Source organism: Microcella sp. (assembly GCF_025808395.1).
Classification (GTDB): Bacteria; Actinomycetota; Actinomycetes; order Actinomycetales; family Microbacteriaceae; genus Microcella.
In genome coordinates, this window is sequence record NZ_CP075524.1 from 2,727,509 (window position 1) to 2,747,587 (window position 20,079).

Genomic DNA, 20,079 nt, shown 5'->3' on the forward strand with positions numbered 1-20,079 from the left:
TCTGCCCCGTTGCGATGCTGTGGTGTCGCGCTACAGGGCGCGCAGCACGATCGCCGAGCCTTGACCGCCACCACCGCAGAGGGCGGCCACCCCGAGCGATCCGGTGCCCTGCGCGGCGAGCGTGCGCGCGAGATGACCGACCAGTCGTGCGCCCGACGCGCCGATGGGGTGGCCCAGAGCGATGGCGCCGCCGTGCGCGTTGACGATCGACTCGTCGACGCCGAGCACATCGGTCGAGCGGATCGCGACAGAAGCGAAGGCCTCATTGATCTCGACGGCCGTGAGCTCGGTCAGGTCAAGGCCAGCGCGATCGAGGGCAGCGAGAATCGCGCGCGAGGGCTGCTCGAGCAGCGACAGCCCTGGGCCGGCCACGAGGGCGCGGCTCTCTATTCGCGCGAGAGCGGGCAGCCCTTCTGCGTTCGCGAGCGACTCGTCGACGATGACGAGCGCGGCGGCACCGTCTGAGATCTGCGAGGCGTTGCCCGCGGTGACCGTGCCGTCAGCAGAGAACGCCGGTCGCAAGCGCGCCAGGCTTTCGGCCGTCGTGTCGGCCCGCAGCCCGTCGTCGGCAGAGATCTCGCCGACGCTGGGCGAAGGGGTGAGAGGCACGATCTCATCGGCGAGCATCCCGTGGGCTTCGGCGAGACGCCGATGCGATCGCGCCGCCCACTCATCTTGCCGCTCACGCGAAATGCCGGCCTCTGCAGTGTGACCCTCGGTCAGCGCGCCCATCGAGGTGTGCTCGAACGAGTCGCTGAGCCCGTCGTGCTCGAGGCTGTCGACGAGCTGCATCGCGCCATACCGCTGACCCATGCGCGCCTGCACCAGATGCGGCGCTTGCGTCATCGACTCTTGGCCGACGACGAGAACGATGCTGGCCTCACCGGCCGAGATCAGGCGATCTGCCTGAGCGACCGCCTCGCTGCCCGAGAGGCACACGATGTTGATGGTCATTGCGGGCACATCGAGCGGCAGCCCGGCGCCGACCGCCGTCTGCCGCGCGGGGTTCTGCCCCGCGCCGGCCAGCAGCACTTGCCCGGCAAGGGTGATGTCGACGCGGTCGGGCGCGATTCCCGCGCGGTCGAGCGCGGCGCGAGCGGCGTGCGCCCCGAGGTCGGTCGACGAGAGCGACGAGAAGACTCCGCCGAACTTCACGAATGGTGTGCGGGCGTAGCCCACGATGACGGCGCTCATACTGCTGCCTCCTCGAGATCGACGCTGAATGCTGCCTCCGTGTCGGCGCGAATCGCGTCGACGGTCTCACCCTCGGCGAGTCGACGCAGCACGAGGCCTCCGGGGGTCACATCGAAGACGGCACGATCGCTGATGATGCGATGCACCACGCCTTTGCCGGTGAGCGGCAGCGTGCACTCGGCGACGATCTTCGCCGTGCCGTCTTTCGCATTGTGCTCGGTGAGCACGATGACGCGCGGCACGCCCGCGACGAGATCCATCGCGCCCCCCATGCCTTTGACGAGCCTGCCCGGAATCATCCAGTTCGCCAGATCGCCCGAACCCGACACCTGCAGTGCACCGAGAATCGCCAGGGCGACGTGCCCGCCCCGAATCATGCCGAACGAGGTCGCCGAGTCGAAGAACGACCCGCCCGGCAGCAGCGTCACCGTCTGCTTGCCGGCGTTGATGAGGTCGGCGTCTTCGTCGCCCTCCCACGGAAAGGGGCCCATGCCGAGCATGCCGTTCTCGCTCTGCAGCGTCACCGTCGCCCCTTCGGGAACATGGTTGGCGACCAGGGTCGGAATGCCGATGCCGAGGTTCACGTACTGCCCGTCGCGCAACTCTTCAGCGGCGATCGCCGCCATCTCGTCTCGACTCCAGCTCATGTCAACGGCCTTCCTGCGCTGCGGCGCGGGGTCGCACGGTGCGCTGCTCGATCGGCTTCTCGCGAGGCGCCGCGACGACGACGTGCTGCACGAAGATGCCGGGGGTGTGAATCTCGTCGGGGTCGAGCCACTCGCTCTCGAGCACTTCGGTCTCGGCGAACGTCACTCGCCCGCACATGGCGGCGAGCGGGTTGAAGTTGCGTGCCGTCTTGCGGTAGATCAGGTTGCCTTCGCGATCGGCCCGATGGGCTTTCACGAGGGCGACATCGGCAACGATGCCGCGCTCGAGCACATAGTCGACGCCATCGAACGCCATGGTGGGCTTGCCCTCGGCCACCGGCGTGCCGACCCCGGTGCGCGTGTAGAAGCCGGCGATGCCCGCGCCTCCCGCGCGCATGCGCTCGGCGAGGGTGCCTTGCGGGGCGAACTCGACCTCGAGCTCGCCCGAGATGAACTGCTCGGCGAAGAGTTTGTTCTCGCCGACGTAGCTCGAGACGACCTTGCGCACTTGGCGGCTCTCGATGAGCAGGCCGAGCCCGACTCCATCGACGCCCATGTTGTTGCTGACGATCGTGAGGTCTCGCACGCCCGTGTCACGCAGCGCCTCGATGAGGTCGCTCGGGTTGCCGCTGAGGCCGAACCCTCCGACGGCGATGGTCTGCCCGTCGCGCACAACGGCGCTCAGGGCGTCGATCGTCGATGATCTGACCTTGTCGTTCGCCATCGTGTCTCCTGTGACTCGGCGGTGCACGTGCTGCAGCAGTGCTGGCGCCCACATGCTGGATGCTCGGAACGCTACGACTGCCGGTCAGCAGCGTCAATCTTCGCTCTCAATGTGGAAACGCGGGTGCGCAACGCTCATAATGTGGACATGAGGGATGACACGCGCAGTGGAACCCAGGTCGTCGCACGAGTCAGCGCAGTGCTGAGGGCGGTCAGTGCGCGAGCTCCGCATCCGGTGCCGACGCGCGACGTCGCCGACGACACCGGGCTGACCCGCCCGACCGCTTACCGCCTGCTGTCTGCGCTCGCCGATGAAGGGTTTCTCGACCGCGACGGCGCGGCCTGGGTGCTCGGCCCCGAACTGTTTCTGCTCGGCGCCGTCGCGGCCGACCGCTACGACATCACCGACCTCGCGCTCGAGCACGTGCGAGAGCTCGCCAGGCTCACGGGTGAGAGCGCCTTCTTCTCGGCGCGTCGCGGCGACGAGACGGTGTGCCTGCTGCGCGAAGAGGGCAGCTTTCCGATCCGCTCGTTCGTGCTGCATGAAGGCATCAGGTTTCCGCTCGGCGTCGCGAGCGCGGGCCTCGCCATGCTCGCCTTCGTGCCTGACGACGAGCGCGCCGCCTACCTCGACGCGGTCGATCTCTCGGCGCAGTGGGGGCCGCAGCACGCGCGCGAACCGCTCGAGGCGCGGCTCGCGCAGACGAGGTCGACAGGCTGGGCCCTCAACCCGGGTCTCATCGTCGAGGGCAGTTGGGGCATGGGGGCCGCCGTCTTCGACGAGCGCGGCGCGCCCGCCTGGGCTCTGTCGCTCACCGGCATCGAGTCGCGGTTCAAGCCCGAGCGGCAGCGCGAGCTCGGTCGTGCGCTGCTGCAGCACGCGCACGCCTTGAGCCAGCAGGTGCACTCGCGCTCGTGACGGCGACGGTCATCGACACCGGCGGGCTCGCCGTAGGCTCGATGCAATGGCCCACTTGCTGGGAGCCGAGCAGCTCCGCGTTGAATACCCCACCCGTGTCGTTCTCGACGGCGTCACCGTCGGCATCGGCGACGGCGACCGCATCGGCGTCGTCGGCCGCAACGGCGACGGCAAGTCGACCCTGCTGCGCATTCTCGCCGGAAAGCAAGAGCCCGATGCCGGCCGGGTGACGCGCCGCGGCGGAGTCACCCTCGGCATGCTCGATCAGGCCGACGAGCTGCAGACGGGGCTGACCGTCATCGAGACGGTCGTCGGCGATCGGCCCGAACACGAGTGGGCGGGCGATCGCAATGTTCGGGATGTTCTCGCCGGGCTCATCTTCGACATACCCGGCCACACGCTCGTCGACGACTTGAGCGGAGGCCAGCGCCGCCGCGTCGCCCTCGCCGCGCTGCTGAGCCGCGAGTGGGACATCGTGGTGCTCGACGAACCGACGAACCACCTCGACATCGGCGGCGTGCACTGGCTCGCCGGTCACCTGAAGCGCCGCTGGTCGCCCGGCGCCGGCGCTCTGCTCGTCGTGACGCACGACCGGTGGTTTCTCGACGAAGTCAGCGCCGACACCTGGGAGGTGCACGACCGCATCGTCGAGCCCTTCGAGGGCGGCTATGCGGCCTACGTGCTGCAGCGGCTCGAACGCGACCGGCAGGCCGCCACCATGGAGGCCAAGCGCCAGAACCTCATGAAGAAAGAGCTCGCGTGGTTGCGCCGCGGGGCTCCTGCGCGCACAGCCAAGCCGAAGTTTCGCATCGAAGCCGCCAACGCGCTCATTGACGACGTGCCGCCGCTGCGCAACCCCGTCGAGCTCGCCCAGATGGCGACGGCGCGGCTCGGCAAAGACGTCATCGACCTGCTCGACGTCTCGGTGTCGTACGGCGACACGCAGATACTGCACGACGTCGAATGGCGCATCGCGCCGGGCGAGCGCACGGGCATTCTGGGCGTCAACGGCGCCGGCAAGTCGACGCTGCTCAAACTCATCGACGGCTCGCTCGAACCGACCACCGGTCGGGTGAAGCGTGGCAAGACCGTTGTCGTCGCGAGTCTCGACCAGCAGCTGGGCGACCTCACCGCCCTGGCCCACGAGCGCGTCAGCGCGGTCATCGCGAGCAAGCGCACGAGCTACACGGCGGGCGACAAAGAGCTCACGCCCGGTCAGCTGCTCGAACGCCTCGGCTTCACCTCGGCCCAGCTCTCCACCCCGATCAAAGACCTGTCTGGCGGTCAGAAGCGCCGCCTGCAGCTGCTGCTGATCTTGCTCGACGAGCCGAACGTGCTCATCATGGACGAGCCGACCAACGACATGGATACCGACATGCTCGCGGCCATCGAAGACCTGCTCGACTCGTGGCCAGGCACACTCATCGTCGTCAGCCACGACCGCTACCTGCTCGAGCGCGTCACCGACCAGCAGTACGCCGTGCTCGGCGGCCGGCTGCGGCACTTGCCCGGCGGGGTCGACGAGTATCTGCGCATCGCCGCGCACTCGGCGGCTCCGACCGGCTCGCACGACGCCGGCCGCGCCACCGTGGCGAGCGTGACGGCGTCGGCTCCAGCATCCACCGCCCCGTCGGCGCCCTCGCTCTCGGGGGCCGAGCGCCGCACGCTCGAGAAAGAGCTGTCGGCACTCGAGCGCCGCATCGCCAAAGTGCAGGGGCAGGTGGATGCTCTGCACGTGCAGCTCGCCGAGCACGACCCGAACGACTATGCAGGGTTAGGCGCACTGCACGACCAGGTGCGCGGCTTCGAGGCAGAGCTCGAAGCCGCAGAGACGCACTGGCTCGAACTGGGGGAGTTGTTGCACTGATGTCGTTGCTGCCCACCATCCCGTGGAGCGACTCGCGCACGGTCACCGCGCTGCGCTCGCCGCGGCTGCTCACGCGCGAAGTGCTGGCCGGGCTCGTCGTCGCGATCGCGCTCATTCCAGAAGCAATCGCATTCTCGATCATCGCCGGCGTCGACCCGCGCCTCGGCTTGTTCTCGTCGTTCATCATGGCGATCGCCATCGCCTTTCTCGGCGGGCGCGCAGCCATGATCACCGCCGCGACCGGAGCGATCGCCCTCGTCATCGCCCCCGTCGCCCGCGAGTACGGCACCGACTACCTCATCGCCACCGTCATACTCGGCGGGCTCATTCAGCTCGTCATGGCGGCGGCAGGCGTCGCCAAGCTCATGCGCTTCATTCCGCGCTCGGTCATGGTCGGGTTCGTCAACTCGCTCGCGATTCTCATCTTCACCGCGCAGCTGCCCTACCTCTTCGGTGTGCCGTGGGAGGTCTACCCGCTCGTCGTGCTCGGTCTCGTCATCATGATCGGCATGCCCCGCCTCACCACCGTGGTGCCTGCGCCGCTCGTCTCAGTCGTCGTCGTGACCGTGCTCGTCGTCGTGCTCGCCCTCACCGTGCCGACCGTCGGCGACCAGGGCGAACTGCCCGAGAGCCTGCCCTCATTGCTGTGGCCGGATGTTCCGCTCACGTGGGAGACGCTCGGCATCATCCTGCCGTTCGCGCTCGGCATGGCGGTCGTCGGCATTCTCGAGTCGCTGCTCACGGCGAAGCTCGTCGACGACATCACCGACACCCCCTCGCACAAGACACGTGAGGCCTACGGGCAGGGTGCGGCGAACATCCTGAGCGGATTCTTCGGGGGCATGGGTGGCTGCGCCATGATCGGCCAGACCATGATCAACGTCAAGGTGTCGGGGGCGCGCACCCGCATCTCGACTTTCATGGCGGGAGTGTTCTTGATCACGCTCGTGCTCGTGCTCGGCGATCTGGTGGCGATCATTCCGATGGCGGCGCTCGTCGCCGTCATGATCATGGTCTCGGTCGCCACGTTCGACTGGCACAGCATTCGGCTCAGCACGCTGCGCCGCATGCCCAAGAGCGAGACGACCGTCATGGTGGCCACCGTGGTCGCCGTGGTGTGGACCCACAACCTGGCCATCGGCGTGACGCTCGGCGTCATCGTGGCGATGGTGCTGTTCGCCCGACGGGTCGCCCACTTCGCCACCGTCGACCGCACCGTGCTCGCGGCGCCCGATGGCAGCAGCTATGCGCTCTACCGCGTCGACGGCGAATTGTTCTTCGCCTCGAGCAACGACTTGACGACCCAGTTTCGCTACCGCGACGACCCCGCCTCGGTGGTCATCGACCTGTCGGCTTCGCACATCTGGGATGCCTCGACAGTCGCGGCGCTCGACGCGATCGTCACCAAGTATGAGCGCTTCGGCATCAGCGTCGAGATCGTCGACATGAACGCCGAATCGCACGCCCTGCACACGCGACTCGCCGGGCACCTGGGCGAAGGGCACTAGCGCTATCGGGTGAGCCCCATCAGCAGGTCGACGCGGTAGCCGTGCTTGGTCTTCACGGCGGCGACCGGAATGCGCGGCTTCGACCCGCGCCCGTCGAGTCGGCGCACGGCTTCGTCGTAGGCGCTCTCGAGGCCGCGCGGCACCGTGCCGACGACGCCGCTCACGCGCCGACCCGAGAAGATGCGCACCTCGATGGGGGCGTCGACGCCCTCCTCCGCGGTGGTGCGCGCGGGCGTTGCCGTCGTCAATTCAGCTTCTTCGGCGGCGAGGGCGGCCAGTTCGTCTTGAGAGGGGTCGCTGCCCGCCAGCCGCATCGTCACCTTCGCGTTGCGAGGCATGAGCACGCCGACGTAGTTGCTGAGCGAGCCCGAACCGCGGTCGTTCTTGGGCAGCGAGTCGTCGGCTGAGGGCGGGTTGTTCCAGAACGGCATGCGGTGATCGTATCGGGCGAGAAGGCGCGCGCTCTGGCCCCGTACGATGAGGGGGTGAGCCTTCACGACGCCATCGCCGTCGCGGCAGAGGCCCTTGCCTGGCTCACTGTGCCGCTCGGCATCGTCATGCTCGGCATCTCGCTCGCTCGTCGCTCGTGGTCGCGACAGTATCGGTCAGTGAAGGGCGTCGTGAGCGGCGTGCACCGTGGCGACGCGACGGTGCGTTGGTTCAGCGACGGCGGCGAGGTGCATGAGGCGGTCGTCGACTTCGAGGCGCCACCGCCGGCTGAGGGTGACGCCCGAACGATCTGGGTGCATCCCTCACGACCAGACGAGGCCCGCACTGACGACCCTGCTCACGACGGTCGAGTGCTGCTGACCCTCGGGGCGGTGCTCACGAGCGTCGGAGTTCTCGGGCTCGTGCTGTCGTTCGTGCTGCCCCTGCTGTAGGCGCTGAGGCCGACTATGCGCTCTCGTCGAAGTCGGCGCCGAGCAGGCGCAGAAGTGCGGCGAGGCGTTCTTGATCGGCGCGGTTCAGCCGGCGCAGCAGCGCAGCCTCGCCGACCATGAGCTCATCCATGGCGAGGTCGACGCGCTCGCGACCCTCGGTGCTCATCCGCACGAGAATGCCGCGGCCGTCGTGGGGGTCGGTGTGCCGCTCGACGAGCCCGCGCGTGGTGAGCCGATCGATGCGATTGGTCATCGTGCCGCTCGAGACGAGTGTCTGCTGCAGCAGCGCTTTCGGGCTCAGCTCATAGGGGCTGCCCGCGCGACGCAGTGCCGAGAGCACGTCGAACTCCCACGGCTCGAGACCGGATGCGGCGAAAGCGTGCTTTCTCGCTCGGTCGAGGTGCCGCGCCAAGCGACTCACTCGCGACAGCACCTGCAAGGGTTCGACATCGAGTTCGGGCCGTTCGCGCCGCCACGCTTCGACGATGCGGTCGACTTCGTCGCGGGAGGTCATCTGTTCATTATCGCGGGCGAGACCGCACCCCCGGCTCTGGCAGACTAGATACTCGCGTTCAACGCGATCCGCCTTGGTGTAACGGCAGCACGACAGCCTTTGGAGCTGTTAGGTCCAGGTTCGAATCCTGGGGGCGGAGCGTCCAGTGGACGCTCCGCGCGTGGGAGTTGCTCGCCATATGGTGAAACTCATCGCCGACACCTCCCCGCTCCGGCGCCCACTCGCGCATCTAGGCCCGTTCTTCGCACTCGTGCCCGAATGTTCGGGCCGACATGCCACATTCGGGCCAGAACGATGAGTGGCCGTAGTGCGGCCGTTGTGCGCCACAATAGTCCCAGCGGTTCGACGGCGCCCGCTCGGGCTCTCGTCGTGCTGCTGGCCGACGCAGCGCCGCAACCCGGCGCTCGCCGATGGTCTGACACTGGCACGGCCGCGATCCGGCTCTGCCTCGAAGGAGCCGCCGTGAGAACCGCAGTCGCTTTGCCCGCACCGCTCGCCGCCAAGCCCTACATCTCGGCGCTCGACCTCTTTCGCGTCGGTATTGGTCCGTCGAGTTCGCACACGGTCGGCCCGCTGCGCGCCGCGAGCGCGTTCGTCGAGCAACTCACTGCTGCCGGCCAGCTCGAGCGCGTCGCCCGCATCGAGTGCGACCTGTTCGGCTCGCTCGGCGCGACGGGCATCGGCCACGGAACCCCCGGTGCCCTGCTCGCGGGCCTCGCCGGTTGCGCGGTCGAGTCGGTCACGCGCGACAACGTCGAGCGGGTGGTCGCTGACTCCAATGGCGGGATGCTCACCCTCGCCGGCACGCACCGCATCGTCATCACCCCCGAGTGGTTGCGCCTGGCGCCGCATGAGCGCCGTGCACGCCACCCGAACGCGCTCGAGTTGCGGGCCGTCGATGCCGAGGGTTCGGTGCTCGCTGTCGAGACCTACTACTCGGTGGGCGGTGGATTCATCGAACGCGACGGCGTCGCTCCCGCAGTGCCCGAGGGCGAGAGCACTGTGCCGCATCCGTTCTCGACAGCCGTCGAGCTGCTCGACCTGTGTCGCTCGACGCGGCTCGGTCTCGTCGGCGTCGCGCGTGAGAACGAGCACGCGCTGCGAGGTCGGGCGGCCACGACGGCGGGGCTGCGCGCGGTTGCCGCAGCCATGAATGAGTGCATCGATCAGGGTCTGGCCGCCGAGGGCACCCTCCCCGGTGGTCTGAAGGTGCCTCGCCGGGCGGCCGCGATGGCCGAGAGGCTGCGCGCGATCGACGCCGAGGGTGCCCGCGACACGAACGCCGAGTGGCTGCAGGCCTACGCGATCGCGGTGAACGAAGAGAACGCGGCGGGGGGTCGGGTGGTCACCGCGCCGACGAACGGCGCCGCCGGCATCATTCCGGCGGTCATGCGGCACGCGATCGACGTGCTGCGTCTCGACGACGAGCAGCGGGCGTGCGAAGAGTTCTTGCTCGTCGCCGCCGTGTTCGGCGCACTCATCAAGTCGAATGCGAGCATCTCGGGCGCCGAGGCGGGCTGCCAGGGCGAGGTCGGCTCGGCTGCCTCGATGGCTGCCGCAGGTTTCGCCCACCTGCTGGGCGGCACCCCCGAGCAGGTCGAGAACGCCGCCGAGATCGCGATGGAGCACTCGCTGGGCCTCACGTGCGACCCGGTCGGCGGCCTCGTGCAGCTGCCGTGCATCGAGCGCAACGCGATTGGTGCGGGGAAGGCCGTGGCGGCGGCCCGCATGGCGATGCACGGTGACGGCACGCACCTCATCAGTTTCGATACCGTGGTCGAGACGATGCGCCAGACGGGCGAGGACATGTCGACGAAGTACAAGGAGACGAGCGAGGGCGGCCTCGCCGTCAACGTCGTCGAGTGCTGACGCGAGGGGAGGGCTGTGGTCACCAGACGGGTCATGCGCCAGCCGATCTCGCGCACGGTGGGGCAGGTGATGGCGGTCGCCGGGCAGCTCGACAGACTGCCGGAGTGGGCCTACGGCTTCGCGCAGTCGGCAGAGAGGGTCGTCGTCGGCTCCGGCGACGACGACGATCGGGTTCACCGCGAACGCTGGGTGGTCGAGTCTCCGTTCGGCCACATCGAGGTGGAGTTCTTCGTCGATGTCGCCTCGGGCATCCTCGATCATGACGTGACGATGCCCGACGGCACTGTCGTGCACAATCGCCTTCGTGTCGAACCGGCCCCGCACGGCAGCGACGTGCTGTTCACCCTCGTGCGCCTGCCGGGAATGACCGACGATCAGTGGCGCGACGACGAGCGAGCGGTCACCGCCGACCTGCGCCGCCTCGCCGAACTGTGCGAGAAGATAGACGAATGACTGATTCGCGCCTCGCCGTCGTCGTGCTCGCCGCCGGGCAAGGAACCCGCATGAAGTCGCAGACCCCGAAGGTGCTGCACGGGCTCGCGGGCATTCCGCTCATCGGGCACGTGCTCGCCACGGCTCGGGCTCTTGACCCCGCGCATCTCGTGACCGTGGTGCGGCACGAACGCGACCGCGTCGCCGCCACGGTGCTCGAGTGCGACGGAGCCTGCACGATCGTCGACCAAGACGAGGTTCCAGGAACAGGGCGGGCGGCCGAAGCTGCGCTGGATGCTCTTCCGAACGACTTCGAGGGCGACGTGCTCGTCGTCTCAGGTGACGTGCCCCTGCTCGACGCCGACACCCTCACCCGGCTCATCGCCGAGCACCGCACGCAGGGTGCATCGGCGACCGTGCTCAGTGCGGTGCTCGACGACGCCACCGGTTACGGGCGCGTTGTGCGTGATGCGGCCGGAGCCCTCGACCGCATCGTCGAGCAGAAAGACGCCACCGAGGCCGAGCGCGCCCTCACCGAGGTGAACTCGGGCACCTACGTGTTCAGCGTGCCGGCCCTGCGCGAGTCGCTTGCGCTCGTCAGCACCGACAATGCTCAGCAAGAGAAGTACCTCACCGACGTCATCGGGCTCATGCGCAGTGCCGGGCGGCCCGTCGCCGCGTTGCCCGTGCGCGAAGGCTGGCTCGTCGCCGGAGTCAACGACCGTGTGCAACTCAGCGACGCTGCCCTGCGGCTCAACGCCATGATCGTGCGCGGCTGGCAGCTCGCAGGCGTCACAATCAGCGACCCCGCGAGTGTCTGGATCGACCGCACCGTCACCCTCGACGAAGACGTCGAGGTGCTGCCGGGCACGCAGCTCAAGGGTGCGACGAGCATTGCGCGCGGCGCCGTGGTGGGGCCAGACACGACACTCACCGACTGCGAGGTCGGTCGAGACGCGCGCGTGAGCCGCACCGACGGCACGCTCGCGGTGATCGGAGAGCGAGCATCCGTCGGCCCCTTCGCCTACTTGCGCCCCGGCACCGTCATCGGCGACGACGGCAAGGTGGGCACGTTCGTCGAGACGAAGAACTCGACGCTCGGCCGTGGCGCCAAAGTGCCTCACCTGTCGTACGTCGGCGACACGACTGTGGGTGAGGGAACCAACATCGGCGCGGGCACGATCACGGCCAACTACGACGGCGTGAACAAGCACCGCACCGAGGTTGGGGCTCACGCCCGCACGGGCTCGCACAACGTCTTCGTTGCCCCCGTTAGGATTGGTGACGGAGCGTACACGGGAGCGGGAACGGTCGTGCGAAAAGATGTTCCGGCGGGCGCCCTGGCAGTGAATGTGGCACCGCAGCGGAACGTCGATCGTTGGGTGGCCGTCAACCGCCCGGGCACAGCGGCGGCCGACGCAGCGGCGGCGGCACGAGAGTCGGTCGACGACCCCGACACCGCGTAGGCGACCGACAGACAAGCGTCGCCTCGGCGGCAGAAGGCGGGAACTCAGTGGCCAGCATCAAGATCACCGGCCAGAAGCGCCTCGTGCTGGTGACCGGCCGGGCGCACCCCGACCTCGCCGAGCAGATCGCTGCAGAGCTCGAGACCGAGATCGTGCACACCGACGCCCGCACCTTCGCCAACGGCGAGATCTACGCGCGCTACGACGAGAGCGTGCGCGGGTGCGATGCTTTCGTGCTGCAGTCGCACGCGAGCCCGATCAACGAGTGGCTCATGGAGCAACTGATCATGGTGGATGCTCTCAAACGTGCTTCTGCCAAGCGCATCACCGTGGTCGCACCCTTCTACCCCTACGCGCGCCAAGACAAGAAGGGTCGCGGCCGCGAGCCCATCTCGGCGCGACTCGTCGCCGATCTCTACAAGGCCGCGGGTGCCGACCGCATCATGAGCGTCGACCTGCACGCCGCCCAGATTCAGGGTTTCTTCGACGGGCCCGTCGACCACCTGTTCGCGATGCCGGTGCTGCTCGAGCACTTCAGAGCGCAACTCGACCCCGAGACGCTCACCGTGGTGTCGCCCGACATGGGGCGCGTGCGCGTCGCCGACATCTGGAGCCAGAAGCTCGGCGCCCCGCTCGCCATCATCCACAAGCGCCGAGACCCGATGGTGCACAACCAGGTGACGGTGCACGAGATCGTCGGTGAGGTCGAGGGCCGCGTCTGCCTCTTGGTCGACGACATGATCGACACCGGCCGCACGATCGTCAAAGCCGCCGAAGCGCTCAAGAAGAACGGTGCACTCGGAGTGGTGGTCGCCGCGACCCACGCCGTGTTCAGCGACCCCGCGTTCGAGATTCTGCAGAGCGATGCCGTCGATCAGGTGGTCGTCACCGATACCTTGCCGGTTCCGGAGTCGAAGCGGTGGGATCGCCTCACGGTGCTGCCCATCGCGCCGCTCATCGCCCGCGCCATTCACGAGGTATTCGACGACGGCTCGGTCACCTCGATGTTCGACGGCGCCGCCTAGGCGCCCTGCTCGACGCAGCCGCCGCCTCGCCCGACCCGCGAAAGTGCCCGTTTGTGGCATGAGTCGCGAAAATTTTCAGCACCAGTGCCACAAATGGGCACTTTCACGGCCACTCTTGCGGCCACTTTTGCGGCAACGGGTGCGGCTGCGCGCGCGGGATAGCGACACTCGTGCGGGGTGTCAAGGGGGTCACGCTCGACGCCACGACCACGTACCGTCGAAGTCATGACTGGAATTATCATCACTTTGCTCATCATCTGGGTCGTGCTGTCAGTGCTGGGATTCGTCGTCGAGGGGCTCTTCTGGCTCGCCGTCGTCGGCATCGTGCTGTTTCTCGCGACGGGCGCTTGGGGCTGGATCACGGGCCGCTCGCGCGCTTCAGGAACCCCGCGCGCGTAGCTACACCCCCAGCAGCTCGACGATGGCCGCCTCGAAGTGCTCGTGGTGAGCATCCACATCTGACCGGCTCGTCATCGGCGCCATGAGCGCCATGTTGTGAAACGGCGTGAGCATGATGCCGCGGTTCACGAGGTAGAGGTGCAAGAAGTCTTCGAGCTGGCCATCGGCAGCGAGAGCCGCCTGCGTGCCGTTGATCGGGTAGGGCCGCGCGAAGCGGTACTCGGCGCGCGCGCCCAGCTGGTTGATCGCCCACGGCAGGTCATACCGGTCGAAGAGCTCATTGACTCCGTCGGTGAAGTAGGTCGCCGTGTCGATCATGTGCGCGAAGGCCTCGTCGGTGAGCACGTGCTCGAGGGTGGCGCGCATCGCCGCGACCGAGAGCGGGTTGCCCGCGAGGGTTCCGCCGACGCCGCCCATGTCGACGAGGTCGAGGTCGGTGCGCGCCAGCGACCTCTCGGCAAACTCGGCCGAGAGGCCGTAGGCCCCGGTCGGGATGCCCCCGCCGATCGCCTTGCCGATGATCACGAGATCAGGCTCGAGGTTGTAGGCCTGCGTCATGCCGCCTGGCCCGGCCGAGAACGTGTGGGTCTCGTCGATGATGAGCAGCGCGTCGTACTGCCGGGTGAGCGCGCGCACGCCCTCGAGGTAGCCCGGCTCGGGCAGCACGATGCCGATGTTGGTGAGCGCGGGCTCGATGAGCACCGCGGCGACATCGCCGTGCGCGAGGGCGCGCTCGAGCCCCGGCAGGTCGTTGTACTCGGCGGCGCGCGAGGTCTCGGTCACCGGCACGGGGGCGCCGACGTTGCCGGGCCTCGACGCGCTCTCGCCGTCGGGCCCGACGACCACGAGCGACTCGTCGACCGATCCGTGGTAGCAGTACGAGTGGAAGACGATCTTCGGCTTCTCGGTGATCGCGCGCACGAGACGAATCGCCCAGCGATTCGCATCCGTCGCCGTCAACGAGAACGACCATCGGTCCATGCGGAATCGGCGTGAGAGCTCGGCGCCGACCCACTCGGCGTCTTCTGTCGGCAGCATCGTCGTGAGCCCGCCGAGCTCGCCGATGCGGCGCGTGACGGCGTCGACCACGGCGGGGTGCGAATGCCCGGCCATCGAGCCGGTGTCGCCGAGGGCGAAGTCGATGTACTCGTGCCCGTCGATGCACCACACGCGGTTGCCCTGCGCGCGGTCGAGGTAGATCGGAAAGGCGCCCGACTTCTTGTTCATCCAGGTCATGGGCACGCGGCCGAAGAGGTGCTCGGCGCGCTCGTAGGCGGCCTTCGACTTCGGGCGGGCGGCGATGAAGGCCTGCTGCTCGCGCTCGGTGAGCTCGGCCAGGCGGGTGCGATCGATGCTGATCATGCGCTCATTGTCGCAAACATCAACCACAGCAACGCGGTCAGACTCCCACGCGCGACACGAGGCGGGGCGTGCCGGGAATGAGCCCGAGCACGGCGACGAGCACTTCGGCGTTGCCGAGCTGGGCGTAGCAGTTCCAGCCGAGAGCGTCGGGCGACAGCAGTTCGAAGGCCACGCGTGACGGGGTGCGCTCGTCTGCGTAGAAGTCGACGGCGATGCGGCACGATTGCGCTGCCGTGCTGCGGGCTGTCGAGTAGGTGCCCAGCGCCGTAGGCACGAGCATGCCGACGAGAGCGATCAGGGCCACCCAGCGCAGCACCCGCCGCCGGCGTTGCCAGGCAGAGGCGCCGTCGCCTGACTCGTATTCGAGCAGCTCGCGCGGATCGTCGTCGTCCATCGCCCCCAGTCTCTCACTCCCGCCCGAACGCCTCGGTAGTCTGCGAGGCATGACTTCGATGGCGCCGCGACCGGGTGCGTACGTGTTCGCCCAGCAACTCGGATTGACCGGCGACCTCGCGATCGTCGGCCCCCGAAGCCTGGGCGGCTCATACCCGGTGAGCCAGTTCGCCGCGGCGGCAGTCGGCGCGACGGCGCTCGCGCTCGCCGACCTGGTCGGCACCGACGCGCAGGCCGAGGTCAGCACGCCTCTCGTCGACGGCTGGTTCAGCGCGGCAGTGCGACCCCGTGAGCCGGTGGCGTCGCCGTGGGAGGAGCTCGCGGGCGACTATGCGACCGGCGACGGGTGGATTCGCCTGCACACGAATGCTGCGGCTCACCGGGCGGCCGCGCTCGAGGTGCTCGCGTTGACGGGCACGGCGACGCGAGCGCAGGTCGCGGCGGCGGTGACCGACTGGCGGGCCGACGATCTCGAGTCTGAGGTCGTGTTCGCCGGGGGAGCCGCCGCGGCCATGCGCACCGCGGGCGCGTGGTCTCGCCACCCGCAGGGCGAGGCCGTCGCGGCCGAACCGCTCGTCGACGTGCAGCAGGGCGAGGCAGGCCGTGCGATGTCACCCGGTCTCGAGGGGCGGCCGCTCGCCGGCGTGCGGGTGCTCGACCTCACGCGCGTGCTCGCCGGGCCCGTGGCCACGCGCGTGCTCGCCATGCTCGGCGCCGACGTGCTGCGCATCGACCCTCCCGACTGGAACGAGCCGGCGCTCGAGCCCGACATGACGCTCGGCAAGCGGTGCGCGAGGCTCGACGCCCGCACCGTCGACGGCCGCGCCGAACTGCTCGCCCTGCTCACCGAGGCCGACGTGCTCGTGCACGGCTACCGGCCTGGCGCACTCGAGTCGATGGGCCTCGATGCCGACACCCGCCGACAGCTGCGCCCCGGCCTCGTCGAGGTGCAGATCAACGCCTACGGCTACACCGGCCCGTGGGCGGGCCGCCGCGGCTTCGACAGTCTCGTGCAGATGTCGAGCGGCATCGCAGACCGCGGCATGCGCGAGACCTCGGCGCAGCATCCCGTGCCGCTGCCGGTGCAGGCCCTCGATCACGCGACGGGGTGGCTCGCCGCGGCAGCCGCCCTGCGCGGCATCTCGACGGCTCGAACGCTCGGGAGCGGCTCGGTGAGCAGGCTGTCGCTGGCCCGCACCGCCGTCGAGCTCGAGCGCTGGCGCACGGCGTGGGGCGGCGGGCCCTTTCCGGTGACACCGCTCGAGCCTCTGCCGAGCCGGCCGCTCGACACCGTGTGGGGCACGGTCGACGTGCTCGACTCGCCCCTCGAAGTGAGTGCGCTCGCGCTCGAGACGCTGCAGCCCCCGCGGCGGCTCGGCAGCGATGATCCGGTGTGGCAGTCTGCCGCGGTGGCCGAGGTCGATCAGCGGCCGCGACCCGCCTTGCGCGCGACGCTCTCGCTCACCTGGTGGCGGGTGCTCGCGTGGGCGGCGGGCGCCGCACTGGCGACGTGGGCGCTGCAAGGTCTGCCCTCGACCATCGGCGCCGCTCTGCTCGCCCAGACGCAGACGGTTGTTCCGTGGTGGAGCACGCCCGCGTGGGCGATCGGCGCCGTCGCGCAGGCGGCCATCATCGCCGCGACGTGGATGCTCATCTCACCTCGCACGACCGTCGGCATCGCGGTGGGCACGGCCGCATCGGTCGGCTACGCAGCGCACCTCGTCGCGGCGACGGCGGCGCTGCTCGCGTCGGGCGCGTCGGCGCTGCCCGAGTCGTTCGCCGCTGCACTGCTCACGGTGAGCGTCATCGCCGTGACGAGCGGCGCAGCGCTCGTGGGTCTCGCGGCCCCGGTGCTGCTGCTCGTCACGCCGCTGTTTCTCGGGCGAGTGTCGGCCGGTGATCGCGTGCTCACCGTGCGGTACCTGCGCCGAGAACGCGGAGCGCGGCGACCGCGCTCGGCGCGCGGGAGCGGGGTCGCGCCGCAGTAGCGGCGGCGCGACAGGAGGCTCAGTGCGTGTCTTCGGCGCTGATCTCGCTGCGGTCGCCCGACCACAGGGTGTGGAAGGTGCCCTCGCGGTCGACGCGCTTGTAGGTGTGGGCTCCGAAGAAGTCGCGCTGCCCCTGCACGAGAGCCGCGGGCAGCCGTTCGGCGCGAAGGCCGTCGTAGTAAGCCAGTGACGAGGCGAAGGCTGGGGCGGGAATGCCGGCGAGCGCCGAGCCTGCCACCACGCGCCGCCACGCGGGCAGCGCGCTCGCCACAGCATCGGCGAAGTACGGCGCAGTGATGAGCGCAACGAGGTCGGGGTCGCTCGCGTAGGCCTCGGTGATGTGGTTCAAGAAGCGCGCACGAATGATGCAGCCTGCTCGCCAGATGCGCGCGATCTCGCCCTTCTTGATGTCCCACTCGTACTGCTGGGCTCCGGCGACGATGGCGTCGAATCCTTGGCTGTAGGCGATGATCTTCGAGGCGTAGAGCGCGCGGCGCACATCTTCGATGAACGCGTCGCGGTCGGCGACCTGCCACTCTTCGGCGCCCGCCGGCAGCGACGCGGCCGCGGCGCGCTGGGTGGGGTTCGACGAGAGCGAGCGCGCGAAGACGGCTTCGGCGATGCCGCTCACCGGCACCCCGAGGTCGAGCGCGGTCTGCACTGTCCACGCGCCGGTGCCTTTGGCGCCGGCCTGGTCGAGAATGACGTCGACGAGCGGCTTGCCGGTCGTCGCATCCACTTGGCGCAGCACCTCGGCGGTGATCTCGATGAGGTAGCTCTCGAGTTCGCCGGTGTTCCACTCGGCGAACACGTCGGCGATCTCGGCGGGGGTGAGCCCGCCGACGCGACGTAGCAGGTCGTAGCCTTCGGCGATGAGCTGCATGTCGGCGTACTCGATGCCGTTGTGGATCATCTTCACGAAGTGCCCGGCGCCGTCGGTGCCCACGTGCGTCACGCACGGCTCGCCTTCGGCGACGGCGGCGATCGACTCGAGAATCGGCTTGAGGGTGACCCAGGCTTCGGCCGACCCGCCCGGCATGATCGACGGCCCGTTGAGCGCGCCCTCTTCGCCGCCCGAGATGCCTGCGCCGACGAAGTTGATGCCGGTGGCGCGCACGGCCGCCTCACGGCGGATCGTGTCGGCGAACAGCGCATTGCCGCCGTCGACGATGATGTCGCCCGGTTCGAAGACCTGCACGAGCTCGTCGATGACGGCGTCGGTGCCTCGGCCGGCCTGCACCATGATGAGTGCGGTGCGCGGCTTCTGCAGGGCGGCGGCGAATTCGGTGTAGTCCTTCGTCGCGACGAAACCAGCTTCGGGATGCTCGGTGATGAGGGTCTCGGTCTTCTCCCACGAGCGGTTGTACACCGCCACGGTGTTGCCTTCGCGGCTGGCGAGGTTGCGGGCCAGGTTCGAGCCCATGACGGCGAGGCCGACGACTCCGATGTTGGCGACGGGTGAGGGTGCGGTGCTGGTCACGGGTGCTCCTGAGCGGGTTTGCGGCGCCTGCGGGCGCGGATCGGTTGACTCGATGAGGCGGTGGCACAACCGTGAACCAGCCTAGAGCGGTTTGCGGTGCGCTCGGCGACGACTGAGCAATCGCGGTCTCGAAACCTGAGCAACGCCTGCTCAGTCGCTCGGTCGTGCGCTGCGCGAAGCTCAGATCACCGCTTCTCCTACCGACAGAAAGGTCACCCCCATGAACATGTTCAAGAGCATGATCGACACCATCAACGCGGCGCCCGGCCTCATCGAGAGCGCCAACACGCTGGCCGCGCAGGCTCAGACTCAGGCGGCGATGAACCCCGCGGCCTACGGTGGCGCTGGCATGCCCGGCACCGTCGGCTCGCAGGCTGCAGTGAACATCATCAACCAGCAGGCGCACGGCGCCCCCTCGGCCGAGGCACTCGCCCCGATCGCCGGCGTCGACCTCGACACCTACGCCAAGGTGAGCAAGGGCATCGCAGCGTTCGGCTACGACACGAGCAAGCTCGTCGAGGTGGCGGCGACGTTCGGCATCTCCGCGACCGACTGGGCCGCCGCTCAAGAAGGCTGGGGCGCCCGCATCCAGGCCGATCGCGCTGTCGGCTCGCGCTTCAACGAGCTCTACACCTCGCTCTAGCCATGGGGTTCTTCACCAACTTCGCCAAGCTCACGGCGATGGGCTTCGAGAATCTCGTCACCATGGACACGGGTGCGCAGCTCGCGCAGGCGCAAGCGACGATGGATGCGCTCATCGCGCAGAACGCCCTGCGCACTGAAGCGGCCGAGGGCTTCGTGCCCGCTACAGCGACTGTGCAGCGGGTCACGAGCACGGGCGTCGTGGTGAACGACGGCGTGCAGGTGGCGCTCGAACTGACGGTGCTGCTGCAGGGCGGCGCCTCAGTGCCGGTGCACCTCACGACAGTGATTCCGATGGTGCTCGTTCCGCGAGTGCAGCCCGGCGCCACGCTGCCGGTGAAGGTCGACCCCACCAACCCGAGTCGGCTGGTGCTCGACCTCTGGTAGCAATCTCATCGCATCTCGAAGCGCACGTTTCGATAGCGTGGGGTCATGACCACCACCGATGCCGTCAATGTCGTCGCCATCTTCCAGCCTCTCGATGGTCATCGAGCCGAGGTGCTCGCCGCGCTCGACACCGCGATCCCGCTCGTGCATGACGAGCCGGGGTGCGAGCTCTACGCGATCACCGAGGCCGACGACGGCCGCATCGTCATGATCGAGAAGTGGACGACCGTCGAGCAGCTCGACGCTCACGGTGCGGGCCAGCCCGTCGCCACCCTCGTGGCTGCCCTCGACGGGCACCTCGCGGCACCCGTCGAGGTGATCCGGCTGACGCCGCTGCCCGTCGGCGATGCCGTCAAGGGCTCGCTCTGAACTCGACGCAGCGC

At 68.9% G+C, this 20,079-nt stretch carries 21 protein-coding genes and 1 tRNA gene; 14 read left to right on the top strand and 8 right to left on the bottom strand.

Annotated features, from left to right (window positions below):
• Positions 1-30: 30 nt before the first annotated feature.
• Genes KIT89_RS13385 through KIT89_RS13395 form a run of 3 tightly spaced genes read right to left on the bottom strand, consistent with a single transcriptional unit; the run spans position 31 to position 2,565 of the window.
• Entirely contained in the window at positions 31-1,194 is a 1,164-nt protein-coding gene (locus KIT89_RS13385; protein ID WP_297602367.1) for an acetyl-CoA C-acyltransferase, read from the bottom strand.
• A complete protein-coding gene (locus KIT89_RS13390) occupies positions 1,191-1,841 on the bottom strand; it encodes a CoA transferase subunit B (RefSeq protein WP_297602368.1) in 651 nt (216 codons plus the stop codon). Before KIT89_RS13390 ends, KIT89_RS13385 begins: the two co-directional genes overlap by 4 nt.
• A 1-nt stretch (position 1,842) precedes the next feature.
• The gene (locus KIT89_RS13395; RefSeq protein ID WP_297603973.1) at positions 1,843-2,565 is read right to left on the bottom strand and encodes a CoA transferase subunit A; all 723 of its coding nucleotides are present in this window, start codon (positions 2,563-2,565) and stop codon (positions 1,843-1,845) included.
• Between the two features lie 147 nt (positions 2,566-2,712).
• On the opposite strand from KIT89_RS13395, the gene KIT89_RS13400 reads away from it, so the two are divergent.
• From KIT89_RS13400 to KIT89_RS13410, 3 genes are read left to right on the top strand one after another with little or no spacing between them, the layout of a single operon-like run.
• Complete coding sequence (locus tag KIT89_RS13400; protein WP_297602369.1) at positions 2,713-3,483, top strand: IclR family transcriptional regulator; 771 nt, start codon at positions 2,713-2,715, stop codon at positions 3,481-3,483.
• 46 nt (positions 3,484-3,529) lie between these two features.
• Positions 3,530-5,350, top strand: coding sequence for an ABC-F family ATP-binding cassette domain-containing protein (locus KIT89_RS13405; RefSeq protein ID WP_297602370.1), 1,821 nt, complete (start codon positions 3,530-3,532; stop codon positions 5,348-5,350).
• A complete protein-coding gene (locus tag KIT89_RS13410; RefSeq protein ID WP_297602371.1) occupies positions 5,350-6,858 on the top strand; it encodes a SulP family inorganic anion transporter in 1,509 nt (502 codons plus the stop codon). Before KIT89_RS13405 ends, KIT89_RS13410 begins: the two co-directional genes overlap by 1 nt.
• A 2-nt stretch (positions 6,859-6,860) precedes the next feature.
• Here the strand turns inward: KIT89_RS13410 and KIT89_RS13415 are convergent, their stop codons facing one another.
• Positions 6,861-7,289 (bottom strand): hypothetical protein, encoded by a 429-nt coding sequence (locus KIT89_RS13415; protein ID WP_297602372.1) that lies wholly within the window; start codon positions 7,287-7,289, stop codon positions 6,861-6,863.
• 54 nt (positions 7,290-7,343) lie between these two features.
• Here KIT89_RS13415 and KIT89_RS13420 point away from each other — a divergent pair, with 54 nt between their 5' ends.
• Entirely contained in the window at positions 7,344-7,739 is a 396-nt protein-coding gene (locus KIT89_RS13420) for a hypothetical protein (protein WP_297602373.1), read from the top strand.
• Positions 7,740-7,752: 13 nt separating this feature from the next.
• Here the strand turns inward: KIT89_RS13420 and KIT89_RS13425 are convergent, their stop codons facing one another.
• Positions 7,753-8,253: a MarR family transcriptional regulator gene (locus KIT89_RS13425; RefSeq protein ID WP_297602374.1), complete on the bottom strand. Its 501-nt coding sequence runs from the start codon at positions 8,251-8,253 to the stop codon at positions 7,753-7,755.
• 67 nt (positions 8,254-8,320) lie between these two features.
• Between KIT89_RS13425 and KIT89_RS13430 the strand changes: the two genes are divergently transcribed.
• The 6 genes from KIT89_RS13430 (at position 8,321) to KIT89_RS13455 (ending at position 13,444) form a co-directional block, all read left to right on the top strand.
• Positions 8,321-8,392 (top strand) — tRNA-Gln (locus KIT89_RS13430).
• A 323-nt stretch (positions 8,393-8,715) separates the two neighbouring features.
• The gene (locus KIT89_RS13435) at positions 8,716-10,122 is read left to right on the top strand and encodes an L-serine ammonia-lyase (protein ID WP_297602375.1); all 1,407 of its coding nucleotides are present in this window, start codon (positions 8,716-8,718) and stop codon (positions 10,120-10,122) included.
• A gap of 15 nt (positions 10,123-10,137) precedes the next feature.
• Complete coding sequence (locus tag KIT89_RS13440; protein WP_297602376.1) at positions 10,138-10,575, top strand: SRPBCC family protein; 438 nt, start codon at positions 10,138-10,140, stop codon at positions 10,573-10,575.
• Entirely contained in the window at positions 10,572-12,020 is a 1,449-nt protein-coding gene (gene glmU / locus KIT89_RS13445; protein WP_297602377.1) for a bifunctional UDP-N-acetylglucosamine diphosphorylase/glucosamine-1-phosphate N-acetyltransferase GlmU, read from the top strand. Before KIT89_RS13440 ends, glmU begins: the two co-directional genes overlap by 4 nt.
• Positions 12,021-12,067: 47 nt before the next feature.
• Positions 12,068-13,045, top strand: a complete 978-nt coding sequence (locus KIT89_RS13450) for a ribose-phosphate diphosphokinase (RefSeq protein WP_297602378.1) — start codon at positions 12,068-12,070, stop codon at positions 13,043-13,045.
• Between the two features lie 225 nt (positions 13,046-13,270).
• On the top strand, positions 13,271-13,444 hold the full coding sequence (locus tag KIT89_RS13455) for a hypothetical protein (protein WP_297602379.1): 174 nt from the start codon (positions 13,271-13,273) through the stop codon (positions 13,442-13,444).
• Here KIT89_RS13455 and KIT89_RS13460 read toward each other — a convergent pair whose 3' ends face one another.
• Entirely contained in the window at positions 13,445-14,806 is a 1,362-nt protein-coding gene (locus KIT89_RS13460) for a transaminase (protein WP_297602380.1), read from the bottom strand.
• 37 nt (positions 14,807-14,843) lie between these two features.
• Complete coding sequence (locus tag KIT89_RS13465) at positions 14,844-15,200, bottom strand: hypothetical protein (RefSeq protein WP_297602381.1); 357 nt, start codon at positions 15,198-15,200, stop codon at positions 14,844-14,846.
• Positions 15,201-15,249: 49 nt separating this feature from the next.
• On the opposite strand from KIT89_RS13465, the gene KIT89_RS13470 reads away from it, so the two are divergent.
• Positions 15,250-17,187: a CoA transferase gene (locus KIT89_RS13470; protein ID WP_297602382.1), complete on the top strand. Its 1,938-nt coding sequence runs from the start codon at positions 15,250-15,252 to the stop codon at positions 17,185-17,187.
• A gap of 19 nt (positions 17,188-17,206) precedes the next feature.
• On the opposite strand, the gene gndA is transcribed toward KIT89_RS13470, so the two are convergent.
• The gene (gndA, locus tag KIT89_RS13475) at positions 17,207-18,667 is read right to left on the bottom strand and encodes an NADP-dependent phosphogluconate dehydrogenase (protein ID WP_297602383.1); all 1,461 of its coding nucleotides are present in this window, start codon (positions 18,665-18,667) and stop codon (positions 17,207-17,209) included.
• Positions 18,668-18,887: 220 nt separating this feature from the next.
• Between gndA and KIT89_RS13480 the strand changes: the two genes are divergently transcribed.
• The 3 genes from KIT89_RS13480 to KIT89_RS13490 are packed head-to-tail and all read left to right on the top strand — an operon-like array spanning position 18,888 to position 20,065.
• A complete protein-coding gene (locus KIT89_RS13480) occupies positions 18,888-19,310 on the top strand; it encodes a hypothetical protein (RefSeq protein ID WP_297602384.1) in 423 nt (140 codons plus the stop codon).
• Between the two features lie 2 nt (positions 19,311-19,312).
• Entirely contained in the window at positions 19,313-19,696 is a 384-nt protein-coding gene (locus KIT89_RS13485; protein ID WP_297602385.1) for a hypothetical protein, read from the top strand.
• A gap of 45 nt (positions 19,697-19,741) precedes the next feature.
• Entirely contained in the window at positions 19,742-20,065 is a 324-nt protein-coding gene (locus KIT89_RS13490) for an antibiotic biosynthesis monooxygenase (protein WP_297602386.1), read from the top strand.
• Positions 20,066-20,079 lie beyond the last annotated feature (14 nt).

Excerpts from the sequence above, each read along its gene's own strand:
- KIT89_RS13425 (WP_297602374.1), bottom strand. The coding sequence starts at position 8,253 with ATGACCTCCCGCGACGAAGTCGACCGCATCGTCGAAGCGTGGCGGCGC.
- KIT89_RS13455 (WP_297602379.1), top strand. The coding sequence starts at position 13,271 with ATGACTGGAATTATCATCACTTTGCTCATCATCTGGGTCGTGCTGTCA.
- glmU (WP_297602377.1), top strand. The coding sequence starts at position 10,572 with ATGACTGATTCGCGCCTCGCCGTCGTCGTGCTCGCCGCCGGGCAAGGA.
- KIT89_RS13490 (WP_297602386.1), top strand. The coding sequence starts at position 19,742 with ATGACCACCACCGATGCCGTCAATGTCGTCGCCATCTTCCAGCCTCTC.
- KIT89_RS13385 (WP_297602367.1), bottom strand. The coding sequence starts at position 1,194 with ATGAGCGCCGTCATCGTGGGCTACGCCCGCACACCATTCGTGAAGTTC.
- KIT89_RS13465 (WP_297602381.1), bottom strand. The coding sequence starts at position 15,200 with ATGGACGACGACGATCCGCGCGAGCTGCTCGAATACGAGTCAGGCGAC.
- KIT89_RS13480 (WP_297602384.1), top strand. The coding sequence starts at position 18,888 with ATGAACATGTTCAAGAGCATGATCGACACCATCAACGCGGCGCCCGGC.
- KIT89_RS13470 (WP_297602382.1), top strand. The coding sequence starts at position 15,250 with ATGACTTCGATGGCGCCGCGACCGGGTGCGTACGTGTTCGCCCAGCAA.
- KIT89_RS13485 (WP_297602385.1), top strand. The coding sequence starts at position 19,313 with ATGGGGTTCTTCACCAACTTCGCCAAGCTCACGGCGATGGGCTTCGAG.
- KIT89_RS13410 (WP_297602371.1), top strand. The coding sequence starts at position 5,350 with ATGTCGTTGCTGCCCACCATCCCGTGGAGCGACTCGCGCACGGTCACC.
- KIT89_RS13415 (WP_297602372.1), bottom strand. The coding sequence starts at position 7,289 with ATGCCGTTCTGGAACAACCCGCCCTCAGCCGACGACTCGCTGCCCAAG.
- KIT89_RS13405 (WP_297602370.1), top strand. The coding sequence starts at position 3,530 with ATGGCCCACTTGCTGGGAGCCGAGCAGCTCCGCGTTGAATACCCCACC.
- KIT89_RS13395 (WP_297603973.1), bottom strand. The coding sequence starts at position 2,565 with ATGGCGAACGACAAGGTCAGATCATCGACGATCGACGCCCTGAGCGCC.
- KIT89_RS13400 (WP_297602369.1), top strand. The coding sequence starts at position 2,713 with ATGAGGGATGACACGCGCAGTGGAACCCAGGTCGTCGCACGAGTCAGC.
- KIT89_RS13390 (WP_297602368.1), bottom strand. The coding sequence starts at position 1,841 with ATGAGCTGGAGTCGAGACGAGATGGCGGCGATCGCCGCTGAAGAGTTG.
- KIT89_RS13460 (WP_297602380.1), bottom strand. The coding sequence starts at position 14,806 with ATGATCAGCATCGATCGCACCCGCCTGGCCGAGCTCACCGAGCGCGAG.